The organism is Streptomyces sp. NPDC050263 (assembly GCF_040655955.1).
GTDB lineage: Bacteria > Actinomycetota > Actinomycetes > Streptomycetales > Streptomycetaceae > Streptomyces.
The window spans coordinates 13,300-31,228 of sequence record NZ_JBFAKW010000047.1; the positions used below are offsets into that span (position 1 = coordinate 13,300).

Below are 17,929 nucleotides of genomic sequence, written 5' to 3' on the forward strand. Positions count from 1 at the left end.
GACGTCCGCCGACGGACAGGTCGGGAGGGCCGATGGGACGTGATGTCCCGGCGCTGGTCTTCACCCGCGAGGACCGCCGCCGGTACCGGACCAAGATGCAGGAGTGCCTCGAGGTGTTCGCGCAGATGCTGCGCGAGTCGCGGTTCGAGTCCGAGCGGCCTCAGGTGGGCCTGGAGATCGAACTGAACCTGGTCGACGACCGGGCCGAGCCGGCGATGCGCAACAGCGATGTCCTCGATGCGATCGCGGACCCGGCCTGGTCCACCGAGCTGGGTCGATTCAACCTGGAGATCAACGTCCCGCCCCGGCGGCTGACGCAGGGCGGCCCCGACGCCTGGGAGTCCGAGATCCGCGCCGCGCTCAATCACGCCGAGGAGCGCGCCAGGTCGGTCGGCACGCATCTGATCATGATCGGCATCCTGCCCACTCTGCGGCAGGCGGACGTGGGCGAGTCGGCGCTGTCCGAGAACGCCCGCTACCGGCTGCTCAACGACCAGGTCTTCGCCGCGCGGGGCGAGGATCTGCACATCGAGCTGGACGGCGTGGACCGGCTCCGGACCTACGCGGACACGATCACTCCCGAGGCCGCGTGCACCAGCACCCAGTTCCATCTCCAGGTCTCCCCCGACGAGTTCGCCGCCTACTGGAACGCGGCGCAGGCGATCGCGGGCGTGCAGGTGGCGCTGGCGGCCAACTCGCCGTTCCTGTTCGGCAAGGAGCTGTGGCACGAGACGCGGATCCCGCTGTTCGAGCAGGCCACCGACACCCGCCCGCAGGAGATCAAGGTGCAGGGGGTACGGCCCCGGGTGTGGTTCGGGGAGCGGTGGATCACCAGCGTCTTCGACCTGTTCGAGGAGAACCTGCGGTACTTCCCCGCCCTGCTGCCCCTGTGCGACGAGCAGGACCCGCGCGCGACACTGGCGGGAGGGGAGGTCCCCGAACTGCCCGAGCTGACCCTGCACAACGGAACCGTCTACCGCTGGAACCGCCCGGTCTACGCCGTCGCCGACGACCGGCCGCATGTGAGGGTCGAGAACCGCTGTCTGCCGGCCGGTCCGACCGTCGCCGACACCCTCGCCAACGGCGCCTTCTACTACGGCCTCACCCGCGCCCTGGTGGAGGAGGAGCGGCCGGTGTGGTCACGGATGTCGTTCCGGGCCGCCGAGGACAATCTGCACACGGCGGCCCGGCACGGCATCGAGTCGCGGCTGTACTGGCCGGGGACGGGCGAGGTGCCGGTGCCCGAGCTGGTCCTGCGCCGGCTGCTGCCGCTGGCGCATCTGGGTCTGGAGCGCTCCGGCATGGACGCGGCCTGGCGGGAGCCGCTGCTCGGCGTCATCGAGCAGCGGTGTGTCACCGCCCGCAACGGGGCCGTCTGGCAGAAGGAGACCTTCCACCGCATCACCGCCGCCGGGACGGGCCGGCACGAGGCCCTGCGGCGGATGACCCAGCAGTACATCGACTACATGCATCTCAACGCTCCCGCCCACACCTGGCCGGTGGACTGACTGGTCAGAGCGGGTACGAGGGCCCGGCAGGAGGGGGCAGGAAGGCCGACACGAGACCCACTGTGCGAGAGCACTCCCCGGACCGTGCAGGATAGAGCTATGACGATCAAGGTTTACTTCGACATCACCATCGACGACGCGCCCGCCGGGCGCATCAACTTCAACCTGTTCGACGACGTCGTGCCCAAGACCGCGGAGAACTTCCGCGCGCTCGCCACCGGCGAGAAGGGCTACGGCTACGCCGGCTCCTCCTTCCACCGGGTCATCCCCGACTTCATGCTCCAGGGCGGTGACTTCACCCGCGGCAACGGAACCGGCGGCAAGAGCATCTACGGCGAGAAGTTCGCCGACGAGAACTTCAAGCTCAAGCACGACCGTCCGGGCCTGCTGTCCATGGCCAACGCGGGCCCGAACAGCAACGGCTCGCAGTTCTTCGTCACCACGATCGTGACGGGCTGGCTCGACGGCAAGCACGTGGTGTTCGGCGAGGTCGCCGACGAGGACAGCATGGCCCTCGTCCGGAAGATCGAGTCGCTCGGCTCCGGCAGCGGCTCGACCTCGGCGAAGATCACCATCTCCGCGTCCGGCCAGCTCTGACAGCGGCCTCGCACCGCCCGCCCGGCCGGGAACGGCACCCCGGCCGGCCGCGGGCGGTACTCGCGCGCTCCGGGCGCGCACGGCCCCACGGCCCGCGGGTCAGTCGCGGGACGGTTCCAAGGTCGCCGCGGCGGGGCCGTCGGGACGGACGGTGATGCCGTACGTGGCGCCGGCGGGGGTGGCGGAGAAGACCGGGATGTGGGCCGGCAGCAGGTGTTCGAGCAGGACGGTCGATTCGCGGAGCGCGAACTGCAGGCCGATGCAGGCGCGGGGGCCGATGCCGAAGGGGTAGTAGGCCCCCGGGTGGGTGGGGCGGCCGTCGGCCGCGGTGAAGCGCCGGGGGTCGAAGCGCTCCGGGTCGGGCCACAGTTCGGGGTCGCGGTGGGTGAGGTACGGGCTGACGAGGAGGTCGGCGCCCGCCTCGACGGCGTAGCCGGCGAGGGTGTCGTCCTCGGTGGCGTGGCGGGGCAGGATCCAGGCGGACGGGTAGAGCCGGAGCGTCTCGTGGACCAGGGCCTGGAGAGCCTGGCGGCGCTCCGCCGAGCCTTCGCCGCCGGCGGCGAGCGCTTGTTCGCGGGCGGCGGGGTGGCGGTCGAGGAGCAGGTAGAGCCAGGTCAGCGTGATGGCGGTGGTCTCGTGTCCGGCCACGAGCAGCGTGACCAGCTCGTCGCGGATCAGCCGGTCGGTGTACTCGGGGTGCTCGGCGGCTGCGTCGGTCAGGACGTGCAGCAGCCCCGGGCCGTCGGGTCCCGCCGCCCCGCTACGGGCGGCCTCGACGGCGTGCCGGGCGACCGTGTCGATCCGGGCGAGATCGGCGGCTACGGCGTCCCGGGCGTCGGTGGCGTCGGCGGGCAGGGTCGGGAGGGCGGTCGCGACGGCGCCCACGGCGGCCAGTTCGCGCTCGGTCCCGTCGTCGAGGGGGTGCCCGGTGAGGGAGCGCCAGATGGCGTCCAGGGCGAAGCGGCGTATCTCCCGCCCGACGTCGAGGCTCTGCCCGGTGCGGGCGTACTCCTCCCAGCGCGCTGCGGTGGTCCGGGCGGCCCGGGTGATCCGCTGTTCGTAGCGGCGCATCCCGGTGCCGGTGAACTGGGACTGCAGCAGCCGGCGTTGGCGCTTCCACGCGGCGCCGGTGGCGGCGAGGACGCCGTCGCCGATCAGCAGACGGGCGCGGTGGGAGCGCTTGACGTACCGGTCCGGGTGCCGGGCCAGTACGTGCTGGACGGCCTGCGGGTCGGTGACGAGCACGGTGGGGGCGGCCGGCCCGAGGCGGACCGCGGCGACCCCGCCGAGCCGCTCGCGCACCTGGGAGAGCAGCTCGACCAGTTCGCCTCGCCGCGAACGCCACCCGGCCACGAGTGCGGGGTCGGCTTCGGGGATCGGCCGTCCCGTCGCGGGGGCGGGCGCGAGGGAGCCGGGTCCGGCTTCGGTGTCCATGTTTCTTCTCCTGGTCAGCCCGTGTGCTCGGCCGTGGCGGAGCACTGACCACACGGACTGTACGGGAGCGGGCACAATCAGTGACGTTGTTCTGGTGAGCCCGGCCGGCCCTTCGACGACGGTCGTGCGGCCCGGCAGGTCGTCCGGGGGCCGGCGGGAGTGCTCACGCGGTCCGGTGCAGGACCGTGGTCAGCGCCTCCCGCAGCAGCCGGGTCGCCTCCGTGAGGTCGGCGGCGCCGCTCGGCCGGCGCCAGGCCACGTACCCGTCGGGGCGGACCAGCAGCGCGCCCTCCTCCCCGATCTCCGCGCGCCGGCTCCACTCCCCGTACGCGTCGTGCGCGTCGCGGTCGATGACGACCCCGTGCAGGTCGAGGCCGAGTTCCCGGGCCAGGGCGTCGGCGGCGTCGGCCCACGGGGTGCCGGCCAGGCCGGTGACGACGGTGAAGGCGCCCTTGCCGACCAGGTCGAGCGTCGAGACCCGTGCGCCCTTGTGGTCGACGAGCCAGGCGTGCGGCAGCTTGGCGCCGGGGCGGGAGGTCGGGCGGCCGAAGAGTTCGCCGTCCCGGGAGACGGTCTCGACGGTGCCGTCGGGGATGACGGCCGCCGACTCGTAGCGCTGGTTGTGCTCGACGCCGTGGGCGTTGAACTCGTAGTTCTTCAGCTCGATCGCCTCGCGGACGGCCCGCCGCTGCTCGGCCCCGTCGGCGTCCGGCTGCCGCGCCGCGTGCAGCGCCTTGGCGATGCCCTCCGCGTCCCCGCCCACCACGCCGAGCGCTTCGAACAGGGGCAGGAACTGGTCGCGGGAGAGGTTGGCGCGCTCGACGATCTGGCGGGCGATCGGGGCGCGCTCGTCGGTGTAGGTGTCCAGGAGTGCGGACCCGGCCTGCCCCTTGACGACGGCCGCCAGCTTCCAGGCCAGGTTGTAGGAGTCCTGGACGGATGTGTTGGAGCCGAGGCCGTTGGACGGCGGGTGCCGGTGGACGGCGTCCCCGGCGCAGAAGACGCGTCCGGCGTGCAGCCGGGTCGCGTAGGCGTGGTTGACCGTCCACAGGGAGGCGCTGTCGATCCGCACCTCGAGTTCGTCGTCGCCGACGAGGTCGCGGACGATCGCCGCGGCGGCCTCGTCGGTGACCTCCGGCGGGGGTTTGTCGATGTCGTAGCCCCAGACGATGAGCCACTCGTTCCAGGGCCGGACCATGCGCAGCAGCCCCATGCCGATCCCGCCGACGTCGGCGCCCGGCCGCATGATCCAGTACAGGACGCTGGGACGGTGCGCGACGTACTGCGCGAGGTCGGCCCGGAAGACGATGTTCATGCTGCCGGCCTTGCCCATCTGCCCTTCCAGGGGCAGCCCGAGCCGGTCCGCGACGATGCTGCGGCCTCCGTCGGCGCCGATCAGGTAGCGGGCCCGCACGGTGGACTCGGTTCCAGAGGGGCGGTCGCGCAGACGCGCGGTCACGCCGTCCTCGTCCTGCTCGAAGTCGATCAGCTCGGTGTTCAGCCGGACCACGGCGCCGCGCTCGGCGGCCCTGGCCAGGAGGATGGGCTCCAGATAGGTCTGCGGGAGGTCGATCATCGCGCAGGGGCTCTGGGCCGCGTACTCGGTGCGACTGTCGTCGCCGGTGCCCCAGGTGCGGATGCGGCCGATCTCGTCGCCCAGCAGCGAGGTGGCGAAGACCGTGTCGCCCATCAGGTGGCCGGGGGTGCCCTTCTCCAGCGCGTCCTGCTCGATCCCGAGGTCGCGGAAGACCTCCATGGCGCGCTGGTTGGTGATGTGGGCGCGCGGGGTGTCGGCGAGCCACCCGTACTTGGTGACCAGTTGGGTGCGCACCCCGTAGGTCGCCAGCAGCAGGGCCGCGGTGCCGCCGGCGGGTCCGCTGCCGATGACGAGGACGTCGGTGTCGTGGTTCCCGGTGGTCTCAGGCGTGCTCATGCTGTCGTCTCCGTGGAATCCGTGAGGCGTGCGATGCGGAACGTGAAGTCGAGTCGGCGCCACTCGCCGTCGACCGGCCGGCCGTCGGGTGTCGGGCCGGCCTGCCTGACGAAGTCACTGACCAGGTCGTCCTTGACGCCGAAGACGGCGTCGCGCTGCCCGGGGGCTCCGTCGAGATAGGCGCCGCCGCGGACGAACAGCTGGGTGATCAGCGGCTGGTGTCCGGGGGCGTCGATCAGGAAGTGCACATGGGGCGCGCGGAAGGGGTGGCGGCCCGCGGCGGCCAGCATCCTGCCCACCGGGCCGTCGTCGGGGATGGGGTACTCGGAGGGGAGGATCGACCAGAAGGTGAACCGTCCGTCGGAGCCGGTGGTGAACCGGGCGCGCAGCACGGGCCCGTCCAGATCCGGGAGTTGGACGTCGTAGAAGCCGTGCTCGTTGGACTGCCACACGTCCACGACGGCGCCGGCGACCGGTGCCCCGTCCTGGTCGATCACCCGGATGTCGGCCCACATCGGCGTCCCGGCGCAGTCTCCCGAGATGTCGCTGCCGTGTTCGGCGGCGGGCGGCCCGGCCACATAGAAGGGGCCGAGGATCGCGGACGAAGTGGTGTCCGGGGTACGGGAGTTGGCGAGGGCGTCGACCACGCTGGACACGCCGAGGGTGTCGGAGAGCAGGATGAACTCCTGCCGGGTGTCGGTGGTGATGTGACCGGCCTCGGTGAGGAACTCGACGGCCCGCAGCCACTCCTGCGGGGTCAGGTCGTTGCGGAGGACGTAGCCGTGCAGGGTGCGGGCGAGATCGGCCAGCAACTCCCTGAGTCGCGGGGCGGCGCAGCCGGCGAAGCTCGCCACGACCTCGTCGGTGAGCGCCCGCAGATCGGGGGCGCCGTGGGGACGGCGGCCCTGCCAGGCGTCCCGCAGCAGGCCGTCGAGGCCGGTGCGGGTCAGCTCGCGCGGGTTCGGGTACGGCTGGGCGGTGGCCAGTTCCGCCGCGCGGTCCAGGTCGGACTCGGCCAGGCCGAGTTCGCGCAGCGACGTCGGGCCGCCGACCCGGCGGACGAGGTCGAAGACGCCCGCGGGGGCGTCGGGCACGCCGAGGGCGCGTGCGATGCGGTCCATCGCCTCCGGTGCGGCGGGCGCGTTGTACGCCATGGCGTACGGCAGGACCACGGTGTGGGTCGCGGCATGCGGCAGGCCGAAGGCGCCGCCCAGGGTGTGGCAGAGCTTGTGGTGCAGTCCCATGCCGACGGCGCCCAGGCAGATGCCCGCGAGCCAGGCCGCCTGCAACAGATCCGCCCGCGCGGCCGGGTCGCGGGGGTCGTCGTGGAGGGCGGGGAGCGCACGGGCGATCGCGGCGACGGCCTCCAGGGCCATGGCGTCGGTGACCGGGTCGGCGTCCGGCGAGTAGAGGGCCTCCACGGCGTGGGCGAGTGCGTTGACGCCGCTGGTGACCGTCATCGGGAGCGGCAGCTCCAGGGTGAGCTCCACGTCGTAGACGACGGTCTCCGGCAGGATCTCGGGCGCGGACCGGGTGGTCTTGCGGCCGTCCGCGGTCTCGCCGAGGACGGGGGTCGCCTCGGAGCCGGCGTAGGTGGTCGGCACGATGACCTGCGGCAGATCGGTGCGGACCGCCAACGCCTTCGACAGGCCGGTCGTCGAGCCGCCGCCGATCGCCACGAGGCAGTCCACGCGCTGTGCGCGCAGCAGGCTCAGGGCCCGCTCGGTCACCTCGACGGGGGTGTGCATGGCCGCGCCGTCGAACTCGGCCGCCACCAGGTCGCCCAGGGCCGCGCGGAGCCGCTCGACGTCCTTGCGCAGTGGCGGTGACCCGTCGGACAGGAGCAGGACGCGGGATCCGCCGAGCCGCTCCACCTCGTCGCGGACCCGCTCGACCGTGCCTCTGCCGAAGAGCACCCTGCTCGGACTGGTTGTGTGTACGAAACTCCTCATGAAGCCGCTCTCTCCATGCTGTGCCGTGGGTCGTTTCCCGGGGGTGTGGCCGTCTGCCGCAGTATCCGCTCCCTCACGCGCCCGGCTCCTGCACAATCACCGCACGCCGCTGCACGAAACCCGCAGGGACCGTCACTCGGCCGGTGTCGCTTGCCCACCCGCGGTCGGGGCGGAGAGACTGGCCGTGGCGCGAAGGAGGGCCGTATGAGCGAGCTGGGGATCGGTGACACCCACGGCATCCTGGCCCGGCCGGGCGTGCGTCCCGTCCGCAGCAGCGCGGGGCTCGGCTGGGAGCTGGTCTACGTGTCGACGCAGCGGGAACTGCCGTACCGGGACGCGTTCGCGGGGGCCGACAGCCATCTGCTGATCCTGCACCTGGACGGCCCCGTGACCGTCCGGCGGGGCCGCCGGGGACTGACCGCGGCCCGGCAGGTGCCGCCCGGCGGCCTGTTCCTGCACCCGGCCGCCACCGATCTGGACGTGGAACTCGGCGGACAGTTGAACACGGTGCACGTCTACGTGTCGGACGCGGCTCTCCAGTCGACGGCGGACGACGAGCGGCCGGTGCGGCTGAAGGAGGAGTTCGGCAGCACGGACCCGCTGCTGGAGCAGCTCGTGCTGGCACTCGACGGTGTCGTACAGCGCTGGGAGCCCAGCGGGACCGCCTACGCGGAGCAGCTCGCCCTGATGACCGCGGCCCAGCTGGCGCGGCGGCACAGTGTGCGGCAGCCTGCCGCCGAGCCGGCGCGGGCGCGGACGGGACTCGGCGACCGGCAGTTCGCGGCCGTGCGGGAACTCATCGACGCGCGGCTCTCCGAGCCGCTGTCCCTCGAAGATCTCGCCTCGGCCGCGGGCCTGAGCGTCAGTCAGTTCGCTCGGCGCTTCAGCGCCCGTACGGGGTGCCCGCCGCACCGGTACCTCGTGCGGGTGCGCGTGGAGCAGGCGGCCCGGCTGCTGCGGGCGGGGACGCTGCCCATCGCGCAGGTGGCCGCCGCGTGCGGCTTCTCCCACCAGGAGCACCTGACGAGGGTGCTGCGCTCCCGGCTCGGCACGACACCGGCCGCGCTGCGCCGCGAGGGCTGACGGGCGGCCTCGGCCGGGTGGGCGCGGCCGGGTGGGCGCGGCCGGGTGGGCGCGGCCGTGCCCACCGCCCCCGGGTCCGCGCCCTGTCGGGTCACCGCGTCCAGTAGAGGATGTTGCGGAAGCGGGCCTCGACGCGGCCGGAACCATGGTTGTAGACGCCGTTCTTGAAGTACCGGGTGGCGGGACCCCGGTCGGCGACCGTCAGGACGAGCGAGTCGTCGAAGTAGACCTTGACGGTTCCGGTGCCGCTGGTCGCCCGGTGGGCGATCTTCACGTTGAACCAGGTGTCGTACGCGTCGGTCTTGAGCACCGTGCCGTCGTAGCGCCGCACGGTGCCGCCGTTCGTGTCGTACACGTTGAGCATGATGTCGGTGGCCGGGGTGCCCGAGGGGTGGACTCCGCGCAGGATCTGGACGAACGACGCGCCGTCGCTGCCGGACGGCAGATAGACGTCGGCGTCCCACATGCGGTTGCCGGTGGTGTAGTCGTTCTTCCAGCGCATCTCGGTGCGCGGGTCCGTGGTGCTGTCCTCCTGGAACGGCTCGTCGGTGGCGTACACCCACATGCGGTGGACGCCGCCGCTGTAGCTGTGCCGGTCGGCGAGGTCGAGGTTCCAGGGCTTCTGCCAGCTGTACGTGAACGCGGTCTGCGTCCAGCCGTCGGTTGGGTCGGCGGCGGGCGCGGCCGCGGCCGACGGGGCTGCCGCCGCGGTCATGGCACCGCCGGCCAGCAGGCCACCGCCCGCCCGTAAGAGGGTTCTCCGGTTCATCGCGCGTCCTTTCCCAGGTATGGACCATGTCAGGAACACGCCAGTAGAGAACTCCAATACATCGGAGGAGTCAAGGACTTGAACCATTGACATGTCTGTGAACCGTGCCTACGGTCCGGGATACACCCGATGTATCCGATGTATCGATGATCCGTCAGATCTGGAGGACGATGATGACCTCGCAGTCGGGGAACGTCTCACGCATGCCCCGAAGAGCAGTGATCGGCACCGCTCTCGGCGGGGCTGCGGTCGCCGCACTGCCCGGCACGGCCCAAGCGGCCTCCGCCTCAGCCTCCGACTCCGGCACCGGGACCGCGCACGGCCGGCGCCCCTGGAAGCTCCGCGACAACATGACCTCCGACCAGTCCTGGAGCCGGTTCCTGCGCGGCCAGGACCTCCTGTGGAGCACACTGCCCACCCGCTGGTACGAGGGTCCCTTCCTCGGCGACGGGCTGCTGGGCAGCATGATCTACCAGGAACCGGGCGTGAATCAGATCCGGTTCACCGTCCAGCACGGCCGGGTCCAGGACCACCGGCCCGAGTTCGGCAGCGGCTGGGGCACCTGCCGGCTGCCGGTCGGACACCTCACCCTCGAACCGGTCGGCGCGGTCACCGCCGTCGACTGGCGGCTGAGCCTGTGGAACGCCGAGCTCACCGGCACCGTCACCACCAGCGCCGGCACTCTCACCCTCGCCGCCCTCATCCACGACGAGGTACTGGCCGTCCGGGTGACGGCCGAGGGCGACGAGCGGGTCGTCTGGACGTTCCACCCCGAGGACGCGGTCAGCCCCCGGCAGATCAGCGAGGCGCCGCCCGCCGGCTACACCGCCAACCCGCCCTGGACCACCCGGACCACCGCCGACGGCACCGAGCAGGTGCTCCAGCCCCTCGTCGGCGGCGGACAGACGGCGACCTCCTACCGCCGCACCGGCGACGAACTGCTGCTCAGCGTCGGGCACAGCTCGCCCTCCGGCACCGCCGCCGAGGCCGACTCGCTGCGCGGCCTGCGCCGCGCGGGGTCGTACGGCGCCCTGCGGCGACGGCACACCCGCTGGTGGCACGCGTTCTACCCGAAGAGCTTCGTCTCGTTCCCCGACCAGCGGCTGCAGAGCTTCCACTGGATCCAGCTCTACAAGGTCGCCTCCGCCAGCCGCGCCGACGGTCCCGTCATGGCCACCTGCGGACCGTGGCTGGAGCCGACGCCCTGGCCCGCGGTGTGGTGGAACCTCAACATCCAGCTGGAGTACTGGCTCATCCACGGCTCCAACCACCCCGAACTCGACGCGCTCGCCACCACCCTGCGGCAGAACCAGGAACAGCTGATCGCCAACGTGCCCGCCGCCTACCGCTCGGACAGTTCGGGCGTCGGCCGCAGCTCCGACATGTTCGCCAACCGGGGCGTGGGCCGACCGGGCACCGGCGCCGAGACCGGCGACCTCGCCTGGGCGCTGCACAACGTGTGGCTGTCCTACCGGCACTCCATGGACCGGGCCCTGCTGCGCGACACGATCTACCCGGTGCTGCGCCGGACGATCAACTACTACCTGCACTTCCTCACCCCGGGCAGCGACGGCCGCCTCCATCTGCCGAGCACGCTGTCCCCCGAGTACCCCGTGGTGCCGCCGCAGGACACCAACTACGACCTGGCCCTCATCCGCTGGGGCTGCCAGACGCTCCTGGAGTCCGCCGAACTGCTCGGCGTCGACGACGAGTTGACCCCGCGCTGGCAGGAGGTGCTGGCCAAGCTGACGCCGTACCCGGTCGACGACAACGGCTTCATGATCGGCGCCGACACCCCGTACGCGCAGTCCCACCGGCACTACTCGCACCTGCTGATGGTGTACCCGCTGTACCTCGTCAACTGGGACCAGCCGGAGAACCGCGAGCTGATCACGAAGTCCGTCGAGCACTGGCACTCGCTGACCGGCGCCCACCGGGGCTACAGCTACACCGGGGCCGCCTCGCTGTACGCGATGACCGGCGACGGCGACACCGCGATCGCCTATCTGCGGAAGTTCTTCGACACCACCACCCGCTACCCGTGCCGCCCCAACACCCACTACACCGAGGCCGGTCCGGTCATCGAGACGCCGCTGTCCGCCTCGCAGTCGCTGCACGACATGTTCTGCCAGAGCTGGGGCGGCGTGCTCCGCGTCTTCCCGGCCGTCCCCGCCGCCTGGGCGGACGTCACGCTGCACGATTTCCGCACCCAGGGCGCGTTCCTGGTCAGCGCCGTCCGCAAGGCGGGGGCGACCCGGTTCATCCGGATCAGGAGCCTGGCGGGCGAGCCGCTCAAGCTGCGGCACGGGCTCACCGGCCGTGTCACCGCCGTGCTGGACGACGGCGCTCCGGCCCGCACCCACGACCTGGGCGACGGCGTCCTCGGCATCGACCTGCCCCGGGGCCGCGAGGTGCTCGTCCACGCGGGCTCCCGGCCCGACCTCGTCATCGCGCCGGTCGCCGTCAGCGAACCGGGCCCGGCCTGGGGACTGCCGTAACGACGGTCCGTCCGTCCCTTCGTCCGTCTACGCAACAGGGAGGGTTTACATGGCTGTTCCGATCAGGACCGCGGTCGGCGCGCTCTGCGCCGGACTGCTGGCCACACTCTTCACGACCGCGCCCGCGAGGGCGGAGCAGGACTCCGGGTCGCATCCACGCGCCTGGACCGTCTCCGCGGCGGCACACGCGCCCCGGGCCCGGATATCGCTGGACGACGCCACCGGCACGCTGAGCCTGTCGGTGTCCCGTGACGGCCGGACGGTCCTCGAGCCGTCGCCGGTCGGCATCGTCACCGAACAGGCCGATCTCTCCAAGGACTTGCGCTTCCTGCACCGCAAGGACCGCCGGATCGAGGAGAGTTACCGGGCGAAGTCCGGAAAGCGACTCGATCGCAAGGTCCGGATGAACGAGACCCGGCTGTCGTTCGCCACCGCCGCCGGCGCCCGGCTCGACCTCGTCGTCCGCGCCTCCGCCGACGGCGTCGCCTACCGTTACGTCCTGCCCGGCGGGTACGGCGACGTGCTCGGCGAGACCTCGGCGTTCAACCTGCCGTCGGACGCCGGCGCGTGGCTCAGCACCTACCGGGTCGACAACGAGGGCCAGTTCGTCCAGCACACCGCCGCGAGCGCCCCCACCGCCGCGTACTCGCCGCAGGCGCTGTTCGCCACGCCCGGCGGCTACACCCTGCTCGCCGAGTCCGACCTCACCGGCGCCTACTCCGGCGCCCGGCTCGCCCACACCCAGGGCACCGGCGCCTACCGCGTCCAGCTCGCCGACGAGCGGGTCCGCACCGACGGCCGACTCGCCACCCCCTGGCGGGCGATGGTGACCGGCGACCTGGCCACCGTCACCCGGTCCACCTTCACCGACGACCTCGCGCCCGCTTCCAAGGTCGCCGACCGCTCCTGGATCCGGCCCGGCACCGTGCTGTGGACCTGGCTCGCGGGCGGGAAGGAGGCCGGGCAGAGCCTGGCGGCGCAGAAGGCGTACGTCGACTACGCCGCCGAACGGAACTGGCCCTACGAGGCGGTCGACGCCGGCTGGTACTACAAGCCCGGCGAGTGGGACGTCACCGACCCCGACTGGCAGACCAACAGCTGGATGCCCGAACTCGTCCGGTACGCGCGCGCCAAGGGCGTCGGGATCATCGTCTGGATCCACCAGCGCGACCTCGACACGGCCGAGGAGCGCGCCCAGTGGCTGCCCACGCTGGAGCGGTGGGGCGTCAAGGGCGTCAAGATCGACTTCATGAACTCCGAGGCGCAGTCGATGCTCCAGTGGTACGACGCCATCCTCCCGGAGACCGCCGCCCGTCACCTGATGATCGACTTCCACGGCTCGACGATCCCCAAGGGCATCCAGCGCACCTGGCCGCACGTCATGACCCTGGAGGGGGTCGGCGGCGAGGAGAAGCGCACCAACACCGCCGCCCACCTGACGACCCTGCCGTTCACCCGCAACGTCATCGGCTCCATGGACTTCACCCCGGGCGCCTTCCAGCGCGTCGGCCTGCGGCCCAACTCCGACGCGGCCGAGGTCGGGCTCACCGTCGCCTACGAGTCGGGCCTGCAGATGTTCGCGGGCACCCCCCGGTCGTACGACGAACGCCCGCTCGCCCGTGCCTACTTCGACCAGGTCCCGGCCGCCTGGGACGACACCCGGCTGCTCGCCGGACAGCCCGGGCAGGAGGCCGTGCTCGCCCGTCGCAGCGGTGACCGCTGGTTCCTGGGCGGGGTGTACGCCGGCGCGGCCCGCACCGCGCAGGTGCCGCTGTCCCTGACGCCCGGACGGTGGCTGGTGGAGACGATCCGGGACGGCGCCGACGGGCTCGTCCAGGACCGTCAGGTGCTGCGCGGCGGCGACACGCTGAGCGTCGACGTCGTGGCCAACGGCGGTTTCGCGGCCCTCGCCTGTCCGTGGCGGCCGGGCGTCACCACCTGCTACCGCTGACGCGCTCAGCCGGTCGCCCGGGACCTCATCAGGGGCTGGATCCGCGTGCCGAAGTTCTCGAGTCCTTCGAGGAAGTCGTCGAAGACCAGCATGATCCCCTTGGTCCCGGGCACCCCGGCGATCTCGTCGAGCATCCCCGCGACTGTCTCGTACGAACCGACGAGCGTGCCCATGTTGAAGTTGACGGCGCCCTCGGGCAGCACGATGGTCCGGGCGGTGGAGGAGTCGTCCGCGGTCGTGTCCGTGGCCGACTCCCCCGCCATGTACGCCAGCGCCGCGTGGTCGGCGTTGTCGTGGTAGTCCTGCCACTTCGCCCGGGCGGCGGCGTCGGTCTCGTCCGCGATGACCATGAACAGCGAGAGCGCCCCCACGTCACGGCCGGTCTCCCGCACCGCGTCCATGAGCGAGGCCGTGGTGTCCGAGAAGGCGAGCGGGGTGTTGACGCCGCTGCCGAGGATGAAGTTGTAGTCGGCGTGCTGGGCGGCGAACCGCATTCCGGTGCCGCTCTGCCCGGCGGCGACGATGTCGATGCGCCCGTTCGCCGGCCGCGGGGACAGCACGCAGTCGTCCATCTCGTAGAAGTCGCCCTTGAAGGTGCTGACGCCGTCGCTCCACAGCTCCTTCATCACCGTGACGTACTCGACGGCCCGGGCGTAGCGGTTGCCGAAGTGCTCGTCCCCGGGCCACAGGCCCATCTGCGCGTACTCGCCGGGCGCCCAGCCGGTGACGATGTTGACGCCGAACCGGCCGGGGGCGATGCAGTCGACGGTGGCCGCCATCCGCGCGACGATGGCCGGCGGCAGGGCGAGGATCGGGGTGGAGGCGTAGAGCTTGATCCGCTCGGTGACCGCGGCCAGGCCCGCCATCAGCGTGAACGACTCGAGGCAGTGGTCCCAGAACTCGGTCTCGCCGCCGAAGCCCTTGAGTTTGATCATCGACAGGGCGAAGTCGAGCCCGTGCTCCTCGGCCTTCTGCACGACGGCCTTGTTCAGCTCGAAGGTCGGCAGGTACTGCGGTGAGCTCTTGGATATGAGCCAGCCGTTGTTGCCGATGGGGATGAAGACGCCGATGTCCATGATCGGAGCGTAACCCGTGCGGCGGCACGCGACACGGCGCTCCCGTCGGCAACTGCCGTCGGTGTCATGGGTGTTGTCGTACGGGGCGACTTCGGGGGCCACAGATGGAATCTGTGAAACAGGTTTCGGAACCGACCGGGAACGATAGGTTTCCTCCCATGAATGCACGACTCGCTCTGCTCGGCACGGTTGCCCCCGGTGTCACCGAGAGCGAGGTCTTCCGGCTGGCCCTCCAGCACGCGATGAGCGAGCTGGAGGCACTCGGCGCAACCATGCATCTGCGCGGTCCGATGTCCGCCCTGCGCCTGGTGTCCGCCGTCGGCCTGCCGCCTGCCCTCACCCGCCCGTGGGAGATCGTCGACCAGGAGGGGCCGCTCGCCCCTGCGCGCGCCCTCCAGCAGGGCAGCGGCGTGTGGGTGCCACGGCGCTCCGACGGTCCGGGCGGCGCCGCCGATCCCGGCGGGGCGACGGCGGAGGTGCCCTGGCCCGGCACCGGACTGGCCTCCCTGCCGGTGTTCAGCGGGAAGCGCAGCGTCGGCGCGCTGACCGTCCTGGCCGGCGAGCGCGGCGAGCCCGGCCCGGAGCACTGGGACTTCCTGCGGGCCGTCGTCCACTGGACCGAGGACCGCATGTCCCAGGCGCCCCCGCCCGCCGGACCCGGACAGACGGAGCCGAGCGCCGAGCACCTGCGGCAGGCCCTCAAAGAGGTCCGGGTCGGCGCGTGGGACTGGGACGTCCGCAGCGGCGACCTGATCTGGGACGAGGCGGCGCTGGAGCTGTACGGCACGCTGCCCGCCGACTTCACCGGCAAGATCGAGAACTGGATGCGCATCGTCCACCCCGACGACCTGGCGCCCACCCTCGCGGCGGCCCAGCGCGCGATCCTCGACCACAGCGTCTACGAGGCCGAGTACCGGGTCCGCCGCCTCGACGGCACCTACGGCTGGACGCAGGCCCGTGGCCGGGCGACCTACGACGAGCAGGGCGAACCCCTGCGGATGGTCGGCGTGGGCTGGGAGAGCAACGAGTCCCGTACCGCCCGGGACGCGCTCGGCCGGGCCCTGCGGCACATGAGCGACGGCTTCCTGGCGGTGGACGACGCGTGGCGCATCACCTTCGCCAACCTGGAGGCGGAACACCTGCTGGGCCTCTCGGAGGAGCAGCTGTTCGGGCGCCTCCTGTGGGACCTGCCCTCCGTGCGGGAGGCGCCCGACCTGGAGCACCGGTGCCGGGAGGCCGCCGCCAGCGAGAAGCCGGCCAGCTTCGACGTGCACATGGCGGACTCCGGGCGGCGGTTCCAACTGCGGCTGGTGCCGGGACCCGACGGGCGCACCCTGTACTTCACCGACGTCACCGAGAGACGGCACCTGGAGGAGGAGCGGCGGACCACCGAGCGAGCCGCGGCCGAGCGCGCGGTCCGGATCGCGGAACTGACGACGGAGCTCGCCAAGGCGTCGACCTCGCAGGACGTGGTGGCCGCGGTCGCCCGGCGGGTGCTGCCGCCGTTCGCCGCCACCGCGGTCCTGGTCCAGGTCATCGAGGACGAGCGGCTGCACTACGTCGGAGCCGTCGGCTACCAGGACGACTTCCTGGAACTCATCAACTACCGCACCCGGACGCCCGGCGACCCGGCCTGGGACGTCATCGACTCCGGCGCCCCGCTGTTCCTGTCCTCGGCCGAGGAGCTGACCGCACGCGCGCCCCGGCTGACCGGCCTGCCGCAGCGGGCCGGGAAGCAGGCGTGGGCGTTCCTGCCCCTCACGGCCTCTGGCCGTACGTTCGGCGTGTGCGTCGTGGCCTTCGACCGGCCGCGGCTGCTCACCGACGAGGAGCGCGCCCTGCTGACCACCATCAGCGCCCTCGTCGCGCAGTCCCTGGAACGGGCCCGGCTCTACGACGCCGAGCACACCCGGTCCCGCGAGCTCCAGCGCAGTCTGCTCCCCCAGGAACTGCCCGTCCTGCCCGCCTGCACCGCCGCCGCCCGCTACCTCCCGGCCGGGCAGGGCGCGGACGTGGGCGGCGACTGGTACGACATCATCCCGCTCTCCGGCGGACAGGTCGCCCTCGTCGTCGGCGACGTCATGGGCCATGGCCTGCCGGAGGCGGCCACGATGGGCCGGCTGCGCACCGCCGTGCACACCCTGGCCGATCTCGAACTGCCCCCCGACGAAATCATGGGGCACCTCAACGACCTCGTCGGCGGCATGGGCGAGGCCTCGTACGTCACCTGCCTGTACGCGCTCTACGACTCCACCACCCGGGTCTGCTCGATCGCCCGCGCCGGGCATCCACCGCCCGCGCTGGTCCATCCCGACGGCACGGTGCACTTCCCGAAGACGGACGCCGACCCGCCCCTCGGCGCGGCCGAACCGCCTTTCGAAACGGTCGAGTTGGAGGTGCCCGAGGGCAGTCTGCTCGTGCTCTACACCGACGGCCTGGTCGAATCGGCGAGGCGGGAGATCGACGAGGGCATGGCGGAGCTGGCCCGGATGCTGAGCACGGCGCACCAGGGCGGCGCCGTCAGCACCGAGGCGGACCTGGAGCGGCTGTGCGACACGCTGACGGCCGGTCTGCTGCCCACCGAACAGCAGGCGGCCGACGACGCGGCGTTCCTCGTCGCCCGGCTGCACTGCCTGCCGCGCGACCGGATGGCGTCCTGGCCGCTGCCCGACGAGGCGATAGCGGCCGGCCGGGCCCGCCGCCACGTCCGCGAACAGCTCGCCGTCTGGGACCTGGACGACCTCGCCCCCACCACCGAGCTCCTGGTCAGCGAACTCGTGGGCAACGTCGTCCGACATGCCAGGGGCCCGGTCCGGCTGCGTCTGCTGTACGGGGCCGAGTTGATCTGCGAGGTGTTCGACGGCAGCCAGACGATGCCCCGCATCCGCCGTGCCGCGGAGACCGACGAGGGAGGCCGCGGGCTCCAGCTGATCACGGCGCTCTCCGAACGGTGGGGCGCCCGCTACACACCGACGGGGAAGTGCATCTGGACCGAGCAGCAGCTCGTCTGCCCGAACGGCGCGGACGGCCCCGACCTCCCGGACGGCCTCGGCGATCGCTCGCCCGAAGCCCTGGAGCGGATGTTCCTCGACGCCGCGGACCTCGACACAGATGCCTAGGGTGGACGC

General features: G+C 72.1%; 11 protein-coding genes. 6 read left to right on the top strand and 5 right to left on the bottom strand.

From position 1 onward, the window contains the following. Positions 1-32 precede the first annotated feature (32 nt). Both AB0J04_RS21790 and AB0J04_RS21795 read left to right on the top strand, forming a co-directional pair. Entirely contained in the window at positions 33-1,508 is a 1,476-nt protein-coding gene (locus tag AB0J04_RS21790; RefSeq protein WP_363170190.1) for a glutamate-cysteine ligase family protein, read from the top strand. 99 nt (positions 1,509-1,607) lie between these two features. Then, entirely contained in the window at positions 1,608-2,105 is a 498-nt protein-coding gene (locus AB0J04_RS21795) for a peptidylprolyl isomerase (RefSeq protein WP_363170191.1), read from the top strand. Between the two features lie 99 nt (positions 2,106-2,204). Here AB0J04_RS21795 and AB0J04_RS21800 read toward each other — a convergent pair whose 3' ends face one another. From AB0J04_RS21800 to AB0J04_RS21810, 3 genes are all read right to left on the bottom strand, one after another. Then, entirely contained in the window at positions 2,205-3,539 is a 1,335-nt protein-coding gene (locus AB0J04_RS21800; protein ID WP_363170192.1) for a cytochrome P450, read from the bottom strand. Between the two features lie 163 nt (positions 3,540-3,702). Further along, entirely contained in the window at positions 3,703-5,472 is a 1,770-nt protein-coding gene (locus AB0J04_RS21805) for an FAD-dependent monooxygenase (protein WP_363170193.1), read from the bottom strand. Further along, positions 5,469-7,424, bottom strand: a complete 1,956-nt coding sequence (locus AB0J04_RS21810) for a maleylacetate reductase and hydroxyquinol 1,2-dioxygenase domain-containing protein (RefSeq protein WP_363170194.1) — start codon at positions 7,422-7,424, stop codon at positions 5,469-5,471. The genes AB0J04_RS21805 and AB0J04_RS21810 overlap by 4 nt, the downstream gene beginning before the upstream one ends. Positions 7,425-7,628: 204 nt before the next feature. On the opposite strand from AB0J04_RS21810, the gene AB0J04_RS21815 reads away from it, so the two are divergent. Beyond that, positions 7,629-8,507 (top strand): AraC family transcriptional regulator, encoded by an 879-nt coding sequence (locus AB0J04_RS21815; RefSeq protein WP_363170195.1) that lies wholly within the window; start codon positions 7,629-7,631, stop codon positions 8,505-8,507. A 91-nt stretch (positions 8,508-8,598) separates the two neighbouring features. Here the strand turns inward: AB0J04_RS21815 and AB0J04_RS21820 are convergent, their stop codons facing one another. Continuing rightward, on the bottom strand, positions 8,599-9,276 hold the full coding sequence (locus AB0J04_RS21820; RefSeq protein WP_363170196.1) for a polysaccharide lyase family 7 protein: 678 nt from the start codon (positions 9,274-9,276) through the stop codon (positions 8,599-8,601). 173 nt (positions 9,277-9,449) lie between these two features. Here AB0J04_RS21820 and AB0J04_RS21825 point away from each other — a divergent pair, with 173 nt between their 5' ends. Next, on the top strand, positions 9,450-11,774 hold the full coding sequence (locus tag AB0J04_RS21825) for a Tat pathway signal sequence domain protein (RefSeq protein ID WP_363170228.1): 2,325 nt from the start codon (positions 9,450-9,452) through the stop codon (positions 11,772-11,774). Between the two features lie 49 nt (positions 11,775-11,823). Continuing rightward, the gene (locus AB0J04_RS21830; RefSeq protein WP_363170197.1) at positions 11,824-13,725 is read left to right on the top strand and encodes a glycoside hydrolase family 97 catalytic domain-containing protein; all 1,902 of its coding nucleotides are present in this window, start codon (positions 11,824-11,826) and stop codon (positions 13,723-13,725) included. Between the two features lie 5 nt (positions 13,726-13,730). On the opposite strand, the gene rutA is transcribed toward AB0J04_RS21830, so the two are convergent. Then, entirely contained in the window at positions 13,731-14,801 is a 1,071-nt protein-coding gene (gene rutA, locus AB0J04_RS21835; protein WP_363170229.1) for a pyrimidine utilization protein A, read from the bottom strand. A gap of 158 nt (positions 14,802-14,959) precedes the next feature. Here rutA and AB0J04_RS21840 point away from each other — a divergent pair, with 158 nt between their 5' ends. Next, positions 14,960-17,920: a SpoIIE family protein phosphatase gene (locus tag AB0J04_RS21840; protein WP_363170198.1), complete on the top strand. Its 2,961-nt coding sequence runs from the start codon at positions 14,960-14,962 to the stop codon at positions 17,918-17,920. The last annotated feature ends 9 nt before the right edge of the window (positions 17,921-17,929 follow it).

Excerpts from the sequence above, each read along its gene's own strand:
- AB0J04_RS21790 (WP_363170190.1), top strand. The coding sequence starts at position 33 with ATGGGACGTGATGTCCCGGCGCTGGTCTTCACCCGCGAGGACCGCCGC.
- AB0J04_RS21795 (WP_363170191.1), top strand. The coding sequence starts at position 1,608 with ATGACGATCAAGGTTTACTTCGACATCACCATCGACGACGCGCCCGCC.
- AB0J04_RS21800 (WP_363170192.1), bottom strand. The coding sequence starts at position 3,539 with ATGGACACCGAAGCCGGACCCGGCTCCCTCGCGCCCGCCCCCGCGACG.
- AB0J04_RS21805 (WP_363170193.1), bottom strand. The coding sequence starts at position 5,472 with ATGAGCACGCCTGAGACCACCGGGAACCACGACACCGACGTCCTCGTC.
- AB0J04_RS21810 (WP_363170194.1), bottom strand. The coding sequence starts at position 7,424 with ATGAGGAGTTTCGTACACACAACCAGTCCGAGCAGGGTGCTCTTCGGC.
- AB0J04_RS21815 (WP_363170195.1), top strand. The coding sequence starts at position 7,629 with ATGAGCGAGCTGGGGATCGGTGACACCCACGGCATCCTGGCCCGGCCG.
- AB0J04_RS21820 (WP_363170196.1), bottom strand. The coding sequence starts at position 9,276 with ATGAACCGGAGAACCCTCTTACGGGCGGGCGGTGGCCTGCTGGCCGGC.
- AB0J04_RS21825 (WP_363170228.1), top strand. The coding sequence starts at position 9,450 with ATGACCTCGCAGTCGGGGAACGTCTCACGCATGCCCCGAAGAGCAGTG.
- AB0J04_RS21830 (WP_363170197.1), top strand. The coding sequence starts at position 11,824 with ATGGCTGTTCCGATCAGGACCGCGGTCGGCGCGCTCTGCGCCGGACTG.
- rutA (WP_363170229.1), bottom strand. The coding sequence starts at position 14,801 with ATGGACATCGGCGTCTTCATCCCCATCGGCAACAACGGCTGGCTCATA.
- AB0J04_RS21840 (WP_363170198.1), top strand. The coding sequence starts at position 14,960 with ATGAATGCACGACTCGCTCTGCTCGGCACGGTTGCCCCCGGTGTCACC.